This is a genomic window from Idiomarina sp. Sol25, from assembly GCF_033052775.1.
Taxonomy (GTDB): Bacteria; Pseudomonadota; Gammaproteobacteria; order Enterobacterales; family Alteromonadaceae; genus Idiomarina.
Genome location: NZ_JAUPEW010000006.1, coordinates 1 through 15,659, shown reverse-complemented (window position 1 = coordinate 15,659; position 15,659 = coordinate 1). Strand labels below are relative to the sequence as shown.

Genomic DNA, 15,659 nt, shown 5'->3' with positions numbered 1-15,659 from the left:
GCATTGCGAAGTATTATTAAGCAAGGCGTCAATAAGCACTTAATTCAGGAATAAAACTATGCAACAGCTGCTTAATTTAACCGAATCTGCCGACAAGTTTGCACGAGTTGGTAAAGGTAATGACCTATCATTGAAGAGCGCCGATGGCGATAGCGGTGAGTTCTCGCGGCTGATGCTACAGCAAAATAGTGGCGATAAAGAGCTGCAACAACTGGCCGCTAAAATTGAAGCTTACCAGAAAGCCGGTAACGACGGCGGAGGTGGGGTAGAAGGCAAAGACATCGAGCAGAAAAATGTCGGTGAGCCGGTAACCCGAAACTTATGGGAGCTGTTGCAGCAAATGAAGCAGGAAAGTGCTGGGGTAAGCTCTGAAGGCGAAATTGTCGTGAGTGACGAGATGGATGTTGCTGCGGGCGATGGCGAGCTAAAAATGACCGATGAGCAACTGGCGGAAATGCTGGAAGCCCTAATGGCTAAGCTGGATTCGGCTAGTAAAAGTGAGGGTGATGCCGTTATGACGGATGCCGAACGGCAGAAATTTGCCGACGAGCTTCTGGCCGGCATGACCGATAGTGATAAACAGGCATTACAGGCAAAGCTTCAACAACTGATACAGGCCGCAGAGCAGGGCGAAGGTGCTGAAAGTGCGGTTGAGGATGCCGGTAAGTTCATTGTTAATTTGCTTGAACCCCTTATACCAAAAGCCGACGCTGATAAGTTGTTAGTGGGTAATGAAAAAGCGTTAACTCAGGCTTTGAATGAGGCCGCAGAGCGTGTATTGGCTCAATTGTCTGTATCTCCGGATAAAAGCACAGGCAAGCCGCAAAGTGCTGAAGAATTAACAAATTTGCTTAAGCAACTGGAGCAGCAGGTTTCTGCGCAACAAGCGAAAGGCGAAAGCAGTGAGTTGAGTTTAGCTGAGCAGAAGAAACTGCAGCAGTTCACCGCCGAATTGCGCAAGATTTTAGCCAGCCAAAATGGCGGCGCTGATAAGCCTCAGGCTTTGACTCAGGAGCAGTCGGCTAAAGCTGAGCAGTTACTGGCTGAAGTGAGACAATTATTAAAAGGTCGTACGGGGCTGAGCGAAAAATCGGTAGAACAAGGTAAGGTTGCAGAGCCTGTTAAGTCATCGGAATCCGTTATTACAGCCACGGACTCAAAAGCTGGTAAAGAAAAAACCAGTTTTGGCGATATGGGTGTGAAAAGCGATGAGGGTAAGCAAACGGCTAAAGGTGTTTCTGTGAATGCAGCTGTTGAAGCAGAAACAAAAGTAGCCGATGCGGTTCAGCAAGGACAAGTATTCCGGAATAACACCGATGCTTTGGCCGATGCCAGTGCGGCTCGGGCAATTCAGGGGCAAATGGTGTCAACCGCGCAGGGAACTGTAGCTGCGAATGAATCCAGTCAGGCGAATACGTTGCAGGCACTACAACGACCATTAGATTTGCAGCAAACTGAAGCGTCGCAAAAACTGCAGGAGCGTATCAATATTATGATGAGCAGGAATATCCAGCGTGCGGATATTCGTCTGGATCCGCCGGAACTTGGTAGTGTTCACATTCGCGTCAACATGAGCGGTGAGCAGGCGTCTGTGCAGTTTCAGGCTCAAACACAACAGGCTCGAGATGCGTTAGAGACGACCATGCCGCGATTACGCGAAATGCTGGAACAGCAAGGCATCAATTTAGCTGATACCCAGGTTGGAGAACAAAGCAAAGAAGGCGGGCGCACCGCTGGCGGCCAGGCTGGAGGAGCTCATGACGCGGAAGACTGGGCTGTTGAAGGCGAAATCGCTTTAGAAGAAGGCCGTGTGCTTGCTGACGGGCAAGTCGATTTCTATGTCTGAAACGGTATATCTAAAGCGGCTATCAAGCTATAGTAACCGTCGGTGGACGGTAATACAGGAAATTGAGCATGGCAGAAGATAAAGACAACAACGATACGGAACAAACTGAAGAGCAAGCCGGCGGTAAGAAGAAAAAGCTGATTCTCTTCGGTGGTATCGGTATTGTGTTAATTATTGCCGTAGTCTTAGTGTTGTGGCTATTTGCTGGCTCGTCTGAGAGCGAGTCAGTTGCTGCCGTAGATGGCGAGAGCAGTTCGGTCGCACCGTCGTCATCGCAACGCCCGGAAATTGGCAATGCACTTTATGTTGGGATGCCCCGGCCTTTCGTTTTCATTGTTCCGGGCGACTCACGTGAGCGAACAGTACAAATTAAAGTGCAGCTAATGGTGCGCGGCGAAGAAAGTGAAGAACTGGCGAAAAAGCATATTCCCTTAATTGAAGGCACGTTGCACGAAGTGTTTTCCTCAACCACGGCGGACAGGTTAAAAACAGCCGAGGGTAAAGGGCAATTGCGTGAACTGGCTTTAACCGAAGTTCGCTCTTCGCTTGAAGAAGTAACGGGGAAACCCATTGTTGAACAGGTTTTATTTACCAGCTTGGTAATGCAATAAGTGAGCTATTATGGCTGTGAGTGACTTACTATCTCAAGACGAAATTGACGCGCTGTTGCATGGCGTTGATGACGTTGAAGAAGAGGACACAGAGAAAGAAGCGCCCTCTGCGGATGCTCTCGATTATGACTTTTCATCGCAAGATAGAATTGTCCGTGGGCGTATGCCAACACTGGAAATTGTTAACGAGCGTTTCGCCCGGCATATGCGTATCAGCCTATTTAATATGATGCGACGTACTGCAGAAGTGTCTATTAACGGCGTTCAGATGATTAAATTTGGTGAGTATGTGCACACTTTGTTCGTGCCAACCAGTTTAAATATGGTGCGGTTTCGTCCGCTTAAAGGAACAGCTCTCATTACTATGGAAGCGCGTTTAGTTTTTATTCTGGTTGATAATTTTTTCGGTGGTGACGGACGTTACCATGCGAAAATTGAGGGCCGTGAATTTACACCTACTGAGCGACGTATCATTCAAATGCTGCTTAAGCTTGTATTTGAAGATTACAAAGAAGCCTGGGCTCCTGTAATGGACGTGGGCTTTGAATATTTAGACTCCGAAGTGAATCCGGCTATGGCGAACATTGTCAGTCCAACCGAAGTTATTGTTATCAGTTCGTTCCATATTGAGTTAGACGGTGGTGGTGGAGATTTTCACATTGCGTTGCCTTACTCCATGCTGGAGCCCATTCGTGAACTTCTGGATGCTGGTGTGCAGTCGGATAAAGAAGATACCGACATGCGCTGGAGTAAGGCGTTAAGAGACGAAATTATGGATGTTCCGGTGGAAATGATTGCCAAATTGGCAGAAACGGAAATGTCATTACGCGAAGTAATGGACTTGCGCGAAGGTGACGTTATTCCGCTTGAGCTGCCAGATGATGTAACTGTACTCATTGAAGACTTACCGACCTTCCATGCGAAAATGGGACGTTCACGTGACAATGTTGCTTTGAAAATTTCAGAAAAGCTTAGGCGCCCTGAAACGGTGAAGTCGGATATCCATATGTTGACTCGTGGAGGCCGCCGAATTGGTGGTGATGCTGAGTTACAACAGTTAGAAGAAGATATTGATTTATAATAATTGCTGCTGGAGAAAGTGAGGTTGCAACATGAGTAACGATGATAAAGATATGGATGACTGGGAAGCAGCAATGGCTGAACAGGAAGCTGCTGAAGATGAAGAGAGTAGCGAACCAGAAGCTAGTAAAGGGTCAGGGAAGTCCTCCAGCCACTCAGGTATGGATGACGTGCAGACCGCTGAACTCGAAGAGTTGAGTGAAGATGAGCCAGTAACTGAGGAAGAAAAGCGCAAACTGGACGCTATTCTTGATATTCCGGTAACCATTTCAATGGAGGTAGGGCGCAGCCAAATCAGTATTCGTAATTTGCTGCAGCTCAATCAAGGCTCCGTCGTTGAACTGGAACGCGTGGCTGGTGAACCATTGGACGTACTGGTTAACGGGACCTTGGTGGCACATGGTGAGGTGGTTGTTGTTAATGATAAATTCGGGATACGCTTAACCGATGTTATTAGTCAGATTGAACGTATTCGTAAGCTTCGCTAGTTTGGTGCTGCTGCCCTCTGCTGCCAAGGCGGAAGAGAAAGCTGGCATTGTTTCAGGCAATGATATAGGCGCCATGGTTTTGGCGCTTTTTGCCGTTTTGGCGGTCATTGTGATTTTGGCTTCGCTGTTAAAACGCTTTAACCTCAAGTTTCAGGGCACTTCTGGTATGAAGGTACTGAGTAGTGTCTCGTTAGGAACGAAAGAGCGTCTGGTCATTGTTGAAGTTGGGGGACAGAAGTTATTACTTGGTGTTACCCAGCAACGCATAGACTGCCTGAAAGAACTGCCAGGCGATATCAACCTGGAAGGAAAACAAGAACAATGAACCGCTGGTTGCTGCTTTGTATTTTAGCCGTTTTGTGTTTGCTGCCTGAGCAGGCGTTTGCCTGGCAGGATCTTACCGCGGTTACAGTGAAGACAAACCCTGATGGTAGCGAAGAGTACTCTGTAACGCTGCAAATTCTGGCGATAATGACGGCGCTGACCTTCATTCCCGCTATGGTCATTATGATGACCTCATTTACCCGAATTATTATTGTTTTGGCTATTTTGCGTCAGGCGATTGGTCTGCAACAGTCGCCTTCTAATCAGGTGCTTTTGGGTATTGCGCTGTTTTTAAGCTTTTTCATAATGACACCGGTGCTAAACGAAATTAACGACAAAGCTTTGCAGCCTTATTTAAACGAAGAAATCCAATCGATGGAGGCGCTCGACAGAGCGAAAGCGCCGATAAAAGCCTTTATGTTGGCGCAAACACGCTTAACCGATTTAGAAACTTTTGTCGAAATTTCCGGAACCGAAGGTGTGGAAGAACCAGAGGACGTGCCCATGTCCGTGCTTATTCCGTCATTTATAACCTCTGAGTTAAAAACTGCTTTTCAAATCGGTTTCATGCTGTTTATTCCGTTTTTGATTATTGATTTGGTGGTCGCCAGTGTTCTCATGGCCATGGGTATGATGATGCTGTCGCCAATGATTGTATCGCTGCCGTTTAAACTCATGTTGTTTGTGCTGGTTGATGGCTGGAGTTTAACCATGAGTACCCTGGCCGGAAGTTTCGGGGTTTAGGAGGCAATATGTCACCGGAAATGTTTCTCGACATTTTTCAGGAAGCTCTGAAGACCATAGTGATAATGGTGGCGTTTATTATCATTCCCGGACTTTTAGTGGGTCTGGTCGTTGCCGTTTTCCAGGCCGCTACCTCTATCAACGAACAAACTTTAAGCTTTCTGCCACGCTTACTCGTCACTCTTGCCGTTATTGGTCTTGGCGGACACTTTCTGACTGAAACCGTAATGGACTTCACTATCGAGATGTTTAACCGGATACCTGAAGTGGTCGGCTAATGGATCTGGTGACTTCTGTTCTGCTCGAGTGGTTGGAACAACACCTGTGGCCGCTAACACGGGTGTCATCAATGATCATGAGTATGGCGCTGTTTTCCGGCACCATCGTTAACTCTCGCGTTAAAATTTTCCTGTCTCTGGCTATTATTTTTGCGGTTTCACCAGCTTTGCCAGAGATTAATACCGGTGTTGAAATGATGTCAGTTGGCGGATTTTTAGTTACAGCACAGCAAATCGTTATTGGGGTTGCCTTAGGGTTACTTTCCATTTTGTTTCTGCAAACATTTGTTCTGGGTGGCCAAATTATAGCCATGCAGATTGGTCTGGGTTTTGCCTCTATGGTCGACCCCACTAATGGCCAGCAAGTCCCGGTCATTGCGCAGTTCTTTCTAATGTTAGCCAGTCTGGTTTTTCTTGCATTCGACGGGCATTTATTAATGATTCATATGGTTGTTGCCAGCTTTGACGCAATACCTGTTGGAATGACTGGATTGGATGCTGACGCTTTATTTGCAGTTGCAGAGTGGGGCGTTTACATGTTCTCGGCTGCTTTAGCTGCAATGCTTTCGGGTATTATTGCGCTACTGCTCATTAACTTAAGTTTTGGGGTTATGACCCGTGCAGCTCCGCAGCTGAATATTTTTGCTATTGGTTTTCCCATTACCATGGTCAGTGGGTTGGTGGTTGTGTGGCTGACTATGGGCGGCTTTATTTTTCACTTCGAAAACCAATGGGCGCGGGTTGTGCAAACCATGTGCGAAATACTAGGCAGCCAATGTGCTTAAACAGACTGTCTCTGACAAAGGGCAATAAGTATGGCTGAGACTGATCAGGAACGTACAGAAGACCCCACGGAGCGACGAAAACAGCAGGCCAGGGAAAAAGGGCAAATTGCTCGTTCGAAAGAAATGGGGACAGGCTTTGTATTGGTGAGTGCCGCAGTGTCGTTTTTCTGGTTCGGCGGTGCGTTGTACCAAGGGGTACGTAACGTTTTTGAAATTATGTTCACCATCGACAGACAACAAGCCTTCGATACCAGCAAAATCTATGAAGCCTTTGCCATTGCTTTTGGCGAAATCTTATGGCCCATGCTGACGATTTTTGCCTTTATCGTCGTTTTCACTTTTTTGGGAAACAGCTGGCTGGGGGGCATTAATTTTTCCGCTCAGGCGATGGCACCTAAATTTAACCGCATGAGTCCGCTTAACGGATTTAAGCGAATGTTTGGTGTTCAGGCATTGGTGGAGCTCGTAAAAGCCATAGCGAAGTTTATGGTGGTAGCAGTTTCGGCCTATTTTCTGTTGAAGTGGCAGTTTGTCGATATTCTGCAAATGTCCATGGGGCAAATGCCGAACATGATTGGCAATGCGCTGGACACACTTCTATGGATGTTCCTGCTGTTGTGTTTATCGATATTCCTAATTGTCGTTATTGATGCTCCCTTCCAGTTATGGAAGCACAATAAAGACTTAAAAATGAGTAAGCAGGAAGTTAAAGACGAACACAAGGACACGGAAGGGAGCCCGGAAGTTAAAGGCCGCATTCGTCGTCTGCAGATGGAAATGGCCAACCGCCGAATGATGCAGGAAGTCCCGAAAGCTGATGTTGTGGTAACCAACCCGACGCACTACGCTGTCGCGTTAAAATACGATGATGGTGGCGTACAGGCTCCGGTTCTGCTCGCTAAAGGAACCGATGAAACCGCTGCAAAAATTCGTGAAATTGCTCTGGAATATGACATTCCGCTGGTTGCTTCGCCCGGGCTTGCCCGCTCAATTTATCACACCACCGAGCTGGAAAAAGAAATTCCGAAAGGCCTGTTCGTGGCTGTGGCACAGATTCTTGCGTACGTATATCAATTACGAATGTTTAAGAAAGGACAAGCTAAACGTCCGAGAAAGCCACCTATGGATAAAGATATTCCGGACGATTTACGTTACTAACCAGCCTGATTACAACGACAGTAGACTCGCATAATTTGCGCGTTAAGACGGGCTGCTATATCATTCGCCACCATTCGTGCCGATATCGGCAGTGGCAAATTTGGACTAAGCAGTTATGGCTAAACTTTCTTTGTGCCTGGCACAGCTGGACTTTACCGTTGGTGCCATTCACAACAACACCGCCCTAATTTTGAAGACGCTGCGAGAGCAGGGTGAGCAACATGACATTATTGTGTTCCCTGAGTTGGCTATTACCGGTTATCCGCCGGAAGACTTATTATTCCGCGATGACTTACATCAGGCGGTGGACAACGCGGTAGAGCAAATCAGCGCAGCAGCTTCAGATTGTGTGGTTATTGTCGGCCACCCTCAGGCCGTTGGCGGAGAGCTGTTCAACGCAATGTCCGTGCTACACCGGGGGGAATGTCTGCATCGCTATTTTAAACAGCGCCTGCCCAATTACGGCGTTTTTGATGAACAACGCTACTTTATTCCGGGCCATCAAAGTCAGGTGTTTGAATGGCAGGGCGTGCGCATTGGTTTACAAATTTGTGAAGACTTGTGGCATCCGCAACCACTACGACAATTACTGGACGATGATATTGATCTGGTGCTTTCAATTAATGCCTCTCCGTATGAGTTAAACAAACACGAACAACGTTTAGGTGTGTTGAAACAGCGTGTGGCAGAAGCCGGTAAACCCATTTTGTATTTGAATAATTGCGGTGCGCAGGATGAGTTGGTGTTTGATGGCCATTCGCTGATTTTAGATGCCGAAGGTGAGTTAATTGCCGAGTTACCCCACTGTGAAACGACCACGGCAACGGTAACTTACGAAGACAAGTGTATCCGTTGTGCCGGTCTCGAGGCGAAAGCTGAACAGAATGATCTGGCTCATGTTTACGACGCTTTGGTACTGGCTGTCCGTGACTATGTGACTAAGAATGGTTTCTCTGGTGTAGCTTTAGGTTTGTCAGGTGGAATTGATTCGGCATTAACTTTGGCAATAGCAAGTGACGCGCTTGGAGCCGATAAGGTTCACGCGGTTATGATGCCGTTTCGCTATACTTCAGATATGAGTCTGGAAGACGCAGAGAAACAAGCCGATACCTTAGGTGTTCGCTACGACGTTGTGCCAATTGAGCCCATGTTTAATGAGTTTATGACTCAGTTGGGACCATTATTCGGCGAGACTGAAACCGATACCACCGAAGAAAACCTGCAGTCCCGCTGCCGTGGTGTATTGCTTATGGCTTTATCGAATAAGACAGGTTCGCTGGTGCTGGCCACTGGCAATAAAAGCGAAATGGCGGTGGGTTACGCAACCTTATATGGTGATATGTGCGGCGGTTTTGCACCTATTAAAGACATTCCCAAATTGCTGGTTTATCAATTGGCTGAGTTTCGCAATACGCGGGGGGCCTGTATACCTCAAAGGGTTATAGACAGACCGCCTTCTGCTGAACTCGCACCAGATCAAGTGGATTCTGATTCCCTGCCAGACTATAGCGATTTAGATCGCATTCTGGCATTGTATGTAGAGAGAGACTGGTCGGTAACCGATATTATCGCGGCCGGATTTGCAGAGGAAGACGTGCGCCGGGTTGTTCGCCTGGTCGACTTGAATGAGTACAAGCGTCGCCAATCTGCGGTCGGGCCTAAAGTGACGCCTCGTAACTTTGGTAAAGATCGTCGTTACCCTATTACCAGTCACTATCGCCATGAATTACAGCGACAAGGTCAATAGGACAAATACTGATGAAAAAAGTTGAAGCCATTATTAAGCCGTTTAAGTTGGACGACGTGCGCGAAGCGCTGTCGGAAGTCGGCATTGCCGGTATGACTGTGTCAGAGGTAAAAGGCTTTGGTCGTCAGAAAGGCCATACCGAACTTTATCGTGGCGCGGAGTACATGGTCGACTTTTTACCAAAGGTGAAACTGGAAGTTGTGGTTGCGGATAGCGACGTTGAGCGTTGCATTGAAGCCATTATGGAAACCGCTCAAACCGGAAAAATTGGTGATGGGAAAATTTTTATTACCGAAATTGAACGTGTGATTCGTATTCGTACCGGAGAGGAAAACGAAGACGCGGTATAAGTTACCGCGCCATTCGTTGTAAGCAATTAGCGGGCTGAGACTAACTGATTCTCTGGAAAGTTTGCTCTCAGCACCTTCATTGCGTCTTCGCGCAGTTCAGGCAGTTCCAGTTGGTCATAACTTTCCGCCATTATCGCTAAAGCATTCTCTACTTCAGGTGTATCTGAAAAGTGCTCTAATACATATCGGCCCCGGTTAGCTGCAGCTAAGTAAGCCTGACGTTCCATATAGTATTGTGCGATAGCCAGTTCTTTTTTAGCTAAACGGCTTTTCAATGCAATTAAACGTTTTTTTGCATCTGCGGCGTACTCGCTTTTCGGGTACTTACGAACTAGCTCAGCAAAATCTTTAAACGCTTCTTCCGCCATAGACGAGTCACGGTCAGAGCGGTCAACACCAGCCAAGTCATGTATGGCATTGTGTTCAGCGCGTTGATTAACCAGTCCGCGCATGTAAAGTGCGTAATCGACATCTTTATGATTTGGGTTCAGGCTGATAAAGCGGTCAATTGCAGCTAAAGCTTCGTCTGTATTATCGAGTTTATAATGCAGATAAATAAGGTCTAACTGAATTTGATGAGCAAAAGGACCAAAAGGGTAGCGCTTGTTCAGACTGGACAATTGCTCCTGCGCCAAATTCAAATTACCATTTGCCATGCTCTCCTGAGCCTGGTCATACATAGCTTCAATTTGGGTTTTCGCAACTTGCTCATCTTCTGACTGGCTTGAACAACCCGCTAACATTAATCCCAGAACCGATGATAAAACGAGGCTTCGGCTTAACTTATTACTAAACATATTATGAAGGATTCCCTTTATTTTTTTGGCGCTGCACCGGCAAACCGTTACACTAGCATATTCTTGCATTCTAACGCAGCCGTAAAGGCTTTGACAGTCGAAACCCAATATATGAACAAAAGCATTGAATTAGAAGCCATTGTTACCGAGTCTCTGGCTGGAAAAAGATTAGACCAGGCACTTGCAGAGTTGTTCCCTGACTACTCAAGGTCACGTTTAAAAAGCTGGATAACTGATGGAAAAGTGACCATTGACACAAAAGTCATCAAAAAGCCGCGAGAAAAAGTGGTTGCCGGTGCTTTAGTTGCCGTGGACGCAGAAATTGAAGGCGAAGAGCGGCACGAAGCACAGCCGGTGGAACTGGACATCGTTTATGAAGATGACGACATTTTGGTCATTAACAAACCTGCGGGCTTAGTTGTCCACCCCGGTGCAGGAGCACCAGACAGAACCTTGCTGAATGGTTTGTTACATTACGATCCACAGCTCGATTTAGTGCCGCGGGCGGGCATCATTCACCGCTTAGATAAAGACACAACCGGGTTGATGGTTGTTGCGCGTAATGTGCCAGCACAGACGCAGCTAGTCTCAATGATGCAGGACCGTGATATTACTCGCGAGTATGAAGCGGTCTGTAATGGCGTGATGACAGCCGGTGGCATGGTTGATCAGCCTATCGGTCGGCATCCGACAAAACGCACGCATATGGCTGTGGTACAGTCGGGGAAAGCGGCAGTCACGCATTATCGTGTGCTCGATCGTTACAGAGCGCATACATTACTTCGTCTGCGTTTAGAATCAGGCCGTACTCACCAGATTCGTGTGCATATGGCGCATATTCGTCACCCCTTGGTCGGTGATTTAACCTACGGTGGTCGTCCGCGTCCGCCCAAACAGGCTGAAGATCGTCTGTTGCAAACCTTGCGAGGGTTTAACCGTCAGGCGTTACATGCGGCATCACTGGGCTTGCATCATCCAATTACCGGTGACTGGCTGGAGTTTAATGTTCCGCGGCCAACCGATTTTCAATATTTGATTGAAGAACTGCGCGTTGATCATGAACGTTTCAAGTCAGCCTGACGGCATTATCGTTCCTGACTGGGAGCTGCCGCCGAATGTTCATGCGGCAGTGACCACCAGAGGTTTTGGCAACCTGGCTGTGCATGTCGGAGACGATCCTGCCGCTGTCCTGCTGCGTCGCCGGCTGTTGCAGCGCTCACTCAAATTACCAACCGCGGTTACCTGGTTGCAGCAACAACATACCAACGGGGTATTGCGCTGGCCTTTTAAGTCCGCAGTGGCTGATGCGGCCTACAGCGATTTACCCCAGAGTGTCTGTGCAGTTTTAACCGCAGACTGTCTGCCTGTTCTTTGTTGTTCAGATGACGGAAACGAAATTGCAGCAGTGCACGCAGGCTGGCGAGGTTTAGTCTGCGGGGTATTACAAAATGCATTGGCAAGTTTTAAAACCCCGGCGGCTAACATTCGCATTTGGATAGGACCGTCTATCGGCGCTTCGGCTTTTGAAGTGGGAGATGACGTAAGAGATGCATTTGTTGCACGCCACTCGTCTAATACGAAATACTTTCTTTCTCACTCTGGTAAATGGTTAGCCGATTTAGCCTCAATTGCAGCGGATGAATGTTCGCGCTCAGGAGTTATGGATATTACCAAAAGCGCTGAATGCACCGTCGGCAATAACACAAACTGGTACTCGTGGCGTAAAGAAAAAGCAGCAGCAAGATTTGCGTCAATTATTTGGCGAAATTAATTTTAATCACTTGAAAATGCGCAAAAAGTACCCACATTTAACTTAACGAAAGAATTAAGTGAGGAAGTACCAATGCGACACGATAAATTTACCAGTAAGTTTCAGATGGCAATTGCTGATGCTCAGTCAATTGCTCTGGGACGTGATCATCAATTCATAGAACCCGTCCATTTAATGCAGGCGCTGTTGGATCAAAACGGTGGCTCAGTTCGCCCTTTATTTACCATGTTGGGCGTGGACATTCCCCAGTTCAGAGCAAACTTGTCGAAAGCCCTGGACGCTTTACCTCAGGTTGAAGGCACCGGTGGTGACGTTCAGTTATCGCAGAACACAGCTCAGTTGCTGAATTTATGTGATAAATACGCGCAGAAACGAAATGATTCGTACATTTCGTCTGAGCTGTTTTTATTGGCTGCGGCTGAAGACAAGGGCAAGTTGGGCGATATTTTCCGTCAGCAGGGCATAAAACGCGAAGCGCTGGAAAAAGCCATTAACGATATTCGCGATGGCGAAAAAGTGGATGACCCTAATGCCGAAGATAAACGCCAGGCTCTGGACAAATACACCATTGATTTAACCGAACGCGCAGAGCAGGGCAAGCTTGACCCTGTTATTGGTCGTGATGAAGAAATTCGCCGGACTATTCAGGTATTGCAGCGCCGCACGAAAAATAATCCAGTTCTTATTGGTGAGCCGGGTGTTGGTAAAACCGCCATTGTTGAAGGCCTGGCACAACGCATTGTTAACGGTGAGGTGCCCGAGGGCTTAAAGCATAAACGGGTATTGTCTCTGGACTTAGGCGCTTTATTAGCGGGCGCGAAATTCCGTGGTGAGTTTGAAGAGCGACTCAAAGCCGTATTGACCGAGCTTTCTAAAGAAGAAGGCCGCATCGTTTTGTTTATAGACGAGATGCACACCATGGTGGGCGCCGGCAAGGCCGATGGCGCAATGGATGCCGGTAATATGTTGAAGCCGGCTCTGGCTCGAGGCGAGCTGCACTGTGTTGGCGCTACTACGCTCGACGAGTATCGTCAGTATATTGAGAAAGATGCGGCGCTGGAACGACGCTTCCAGAAAGTTCTTGTGGAAGAACCGAATGTGGAAGACACCATAGCTATTTTGCGTGGTTTGAAGGAGCGCTATGAGCTGCACCACTCTGTAGAAATTACCGATCCGGCTATTGTTGCGGCAGCGTCTTTATCGCATAGATATATCAGTGATCGTAAACTGCCGGATAAAGCCATCGACTTAATTGACGAGGCGGCATCAAGTATTCGTATGCAAATTGACTCTAAGCCGGAGGATTTGGATCGTCTGGAGCGCCGCATTATTCAATTGAAGCTTGAACGTCAGGCGTTGCAGAAAGAAAAGGATGATGCTAGCAAAAAACGCTTGGAAATTCTGCACGACGAGCTAGACGAGCAGGAACGCAAGTATGAAGAACTGGAAGAGGTCTGGAATACTGAAAAAGCCGCAGTACAAGGCACCCAGCATATTAAAGCGCAGTTAGAACAAGCTCGTACGGATATGGATATTGCCCGCCGCGCCGGCGACTTAAACCGGATGTCTGAACTTCAGTACGGCCGGATTCCTGAACTGGAACGACAGCTGGATTTAGCGTTGCAAGCTGAAATGCAGGATATGAGCTTGCTGAAAAATCGTGTGACTGAAGAAGAAATTGCTGACGTATTGTCACGGTGGACGGGTATTCCGGTTAACAGAATGCTCGAAGGCGAGCGTGAAAAGCTGTTACAGATGGAAGAGCAAATCCACAGTCGTGTAGTGGGTCAAAACGAGGCCGTCGATGCGGTTTCCAATGCTATTCGTCGCTCACGGGCCGGACTTGGCGATCCGAATCGTCCTATAGGTTCATTCTTATTCCTTGGTCCAACCGGTGTGGGGAAAACTGAGCTTTCTAAAGCCTTGGCGAACTTCATGTTTGATACTGACCATGCGATGGTACGTATTGATATGTCCGAATTCATGGAGAAGCATTCGGTTGCCCGTCTTGTTGGGGCGCCTCCTGGCTATGTTGGCTACGAAGAAGGTGGCTACTTAACCGAAGCGGTGCGACGTAAACCCTATTCGGTAATTTTGCTCGACGAAATTGAGAAGGCTCACCCGGATGTCTTTAATATCTTACTCCAGGTATTGGACGATGGCCGCTTAACCGATGGGCAGGGGCGCACGGTCGATTTTAAAAACACCGTTATTATTATGACCTCTAACCTTGGCTCCGATTTAATTCAGGAACATGCCAAAGAGCATACTTATGAGCAGATGAAGGCCGAGGTAATGGAAGTGCTGGCGCATCATTTCCGTCCAGAGTTCATTAACCGTGTGGATGAAACCGTTGTTTTCCATCCTCTTGGAGAAAGTGAAATACGGTCTATTGCTGAATTTCAGTTGCAGCTTCTTTATAAGCGTCTGGAAGACAAAGAGTATCAGTTAGAATTGGATGATGATGCTTTATCTCATCTGGCAAGAACGGGATTCGATCCTGTCTTTGGCGCGCGGCCTCTGAAACGTGCTATTCAGCACGAGCTGGAGAATCCCTTAGCGCAAAAAATCTTGTCAGGGGAACTTGAGCCTGCTAAACCGATCAAAGTAAGTGTTGAAAATGAGCGGTTAGTGATCACGCAATAACCACACAGGGCTTCGGGTATTTCCTGTTCGAAGCCCTAATGTGATAACCTGACGACTTTCTATTTAGTGACTAAAGAGTGTTTTATACATGAGTAATGACAGCTCAAATACCAATGGTAAGAGCCGCGGTATCTATTTACTGCCAAACTTGTTTACGACTGCAGGCTTGTTTTCAGGCTTTTATGCCATAGTCGCGTCAATGAACGATCGCTTTATTGAAGCGGCAGTCGCAATTTTTATTGCAATGGTTTTTGATGGGCTGGATGGCCGAGTTGCAAGAATGACCAATACGGAGAGCGATTTCGGTGCTGAGTTCGACAGTATGGCCGATATTGTATCTTTTGGTATGGCGCCTGCTTTGGTCATGTATAACTACGCCCTGGCTGATCTTGGAAAAATAGGTTGGCTAGCGGCCTTTATTTTTGTGGCTGGTGGCGCATTACGGTTGGCGCGGTTTAACACTAACCTCGGCTCATCTGATAAAAACTTCTTTCAGGGCCTGGCAATCCCCAGTGCCGCAGCTATTGTTGCTGGCCTAGTTTGGGTAGGGGCTGAGTACGGTGTAGAAGGTAGTGACATGGGCGGCTTCGCTGCCGTTATAACCATTTGCGCGGGTCTATTGATGGTAACCAACTTCCGTTACCACTCTTTTAAAGACGTTGACTGGAAAGGCAAAGTTTCATTTTTAGTTATACTAGTCATTGTATTAGCTTTCGTGATTGTCGCGACACAACCATCATTAGTGTTGTTCTCTATATTCTTTTTATATGCCTTGTCAGGTCCGGTATTGACCATTAAGAATGTGAAGAAGTTGAAGTTGGGTCATGTTGTTGGTGACGATGACGAAGATGACGCAGACTTTAATGACAATAAAGAGACTAAAAAAGAAGCAGAAAAGGCTGAGAAAGAAGATTAAACTAGCAAGTTGGTGAAGTTCTGAGCAAACGATAAAAAAGGTTCAAAAAAGATCTTGCAAGGCTCAGAGAGATCACTATAATTCGCCGCCGTTGTCATGAGTTATCTGCAAAGCGTAT

At 47.3% G+C, this 15,659-nt stretch carries 16 protein-coding genes; 15 read left to right on the top strand and 1 reads right to left on the bottom strand.

The features are described 5' to 3' along the window. Nucleotides 1-58: 58 nt before the first annotated feature. The 11 genes from Q5L94_RS09660 to glnB all read left to right on the top strand — a co-directional run bounded on the left by Q5L94_RS09660 (nt 59) and on the right by glnB (nt 9,411). Nucleotides 59-1,846: a flagellar hook-length control protein FliK gene (locus Q5L94_RS09660; RefSeq protein ID WP_317498230.1), complete on the top strand. Its 1,788-nt coding sequence runs from the start codon at nt 59-61 to the stop codon at nt 1,844-1,846. Nucleotides 1,847-1,914: 68 nt separating this feature from the next. Next, complete coding sequence (gene fliL, locus Q5L94_RS09655; protein ID WP_317498229.1) at nt 1,915-2,457, top strand: flagellar basal body-associated protein FliL; 543 nt, start codon at nt 1,915-1,917, stop codon at nt 2,455-2,457. Between the two features lie 16 nt (nt 2,458-2,473). Next, nucleotides 2,474-3,538: a flagellar motor switch protein FliM gene (fliM, locus tag Q5L94_RS09650; protein ID WP_317498333.1), complete on the top strand. Its 1,065-nt coding sequence runs from the start codon at nt 2,474-2,476 to the stop codon at nt 3,536-3,538. 31 nt (nt 3,539-3,569) lie between these two features. Next, on the top strand, nt 3,570-4,025 hold the full coding sequence (gene fliN / locus Q5L94_RS09645; RefSeq protein ID WP_317498228.1) for a flagellar motor switch protein FliN: 456 nt from the start codon (nt 3,570-3,572) through the stop codon (nt 4,023-4,025). After that, complete coding sequence (fliO, locus tag Q5L94_RS09640; RefSeq protein WP_317498227.1) at nt 3,985-4,350, top strand: flagellar biosynthetic protein FliO; 366 nt, start codon at nt 3,985-3,987, stop codon at nt 4,348-4,350. Before fliN ends, fliO begins: the two co-directional genes overlap by 41 nt. Beyond that, nucleotides 4,347-5,093 carry a flagellar type III secretion system pore protein FliP gene (gene fliP / locus Q5L94_RS09635; RefSeq protein WP_317498226.1) on the top strand — a complete coding sequence of 249 codons (747 nt, stop codon included), beginning with the start codon at nt 4,347-4,349 and terminating at the stop codon, nt 5,091-5,093. Before fliO ends, fliP begins: the two co-directional genes overlap by 4 nt. Before the next feature lie 8 nt (nt 5,094-5,101). Next, complete coding sequence (gene fliQ / locus Q5L94_RS09630) at nt 5,102-5,371, top strand: flagellar biosynthesis protein FliQ (protein WP_011234440.1); 270 nt, start codon at nt 5,102-5,104, stop codon at nt 5,369-5,371. Beyond that, nucleotides 5,371-6,156 carry a flagellar biosynthetic protein FliR gene (fliR, locus tag Q5L94_RS09625; RefSeq protein ID WP_317498225.1) on the top strand — a complete coding sequence of 262 codons (786 nt, stop codon included), beginning with the start codon at nt 5,371-5,373 and terminating at the stop codon, nt 6,154-6,156. The genes fliQ and fliR overlap by 1 nt, the downstream gene beginning before the upstream one ends. 30 nt (nt 6,157-6,186) lie before the next feature. After that, entirely contained in the window at nt 6,187-7,314 is a 1,128-nt protein-coding gene (flhB, locus tag Q5L94_RS09620) for a flagellar biosynthesis protein FlhB (protein WP_317498224.1), read from the top strand. 115 nt (nt 7,315-7,429) lie between these two features. Continuing rightward, nucleotides 7,430-9,061 carry an NAD+ synthase gene (locus Q5L94_RS09615; protein WP_317498223.1) on the top strand — a complete coding sequence of 544 codons (1,632 nt, stop codon included), beginning with the start codon at nt 7,430-7,432 and terminating at the stop codon, nt 9,059-9,061. Between the two features lie 11 nt (nt 9,062-9,072). Next, entirely contained in the window at nt 9,073-9,411 is a 339-nt protein-coding gene (glnB, locus tag Q5L94_RS09610; RefSeq protein WP_317498222.1) for a nitrogen regulatory protein P-II, read from the top strand. A 26-nt stretch (nt 9,412-9,437) separates the two neighbouring features. Here glnB and Q5L94_RS09605 read toward each other — a convergent pair whose 3' ends face one another. Continuing rightward, complete coding sequence (locus Q5L94_RS09605) at nt 9,438-10,208, bottom strand: outer membrane protein assembly factor BamD (protein ID WP_317498221.1); 771 nt, start codon at nt 10,206-10,208, stop codon at nt 9,438-9,440. 111 nt (nt 10,209-10,319) lie between these two features. Between Q5L94_RS09605 and rluD the strand changes: the two genes are divergently transcribed. From rluD to pssA, 4 genes are all read left to right on the top strand, one after another. Further along, a complete protein-coding gene (gene rluD, locus Q5L94_RS09600; protein WP_317498220.1) occupies nt 10,320-11,288 on the top strand; it encodes a 23S rRNA pseudouridine(1911/1915/1917) synthase RluD in 969 nt (322 codons plus the stop codon). After that, nucleotides 11,266-11,979: a peptidoglycan editing factor PgeF gene (gene pgeF / locus Q5L94_RS09595; RefSeq protein ID WP_317498219.1), complete on the top strand. Its 714-nt coding sequence runs from the start codon at nt 11,266-11,268 to the stop codon at nt 11,977-11,979. The genes rluD and pgeF overlap by 23 nt, the downstream gene beginning before the upstream one ends. 72 nt (nt 11,980-12,051) lie before the next feature. Further along, entirely contained in the window at nt 12,052-14,625 is a 2,574-nt protein-coding gene (clpB, locus tag Q5L94_RS09590; protein ID WP_317498218.1) for an ATP-dependent chaperone ClpB, read from the top strand. Nucleotides 14,626-14,713: 88 nt separating this feature from the next. Next, on the top strand, nt 14,714-15,541 hold the full coding sequence (gene pssA, locus Q5L94_RS09585) for a CDP-diacylglycerol--serine O-phosphatidyltransferase (RefSeq protein WP_317498217.1): 828 nt from the start codon (nt 14,714-14,716) through the stop codon (nt 15,539-15,541). The last annotated feature ends 118 nt before the right edge of the window (nt 15,542-15,659 follow it).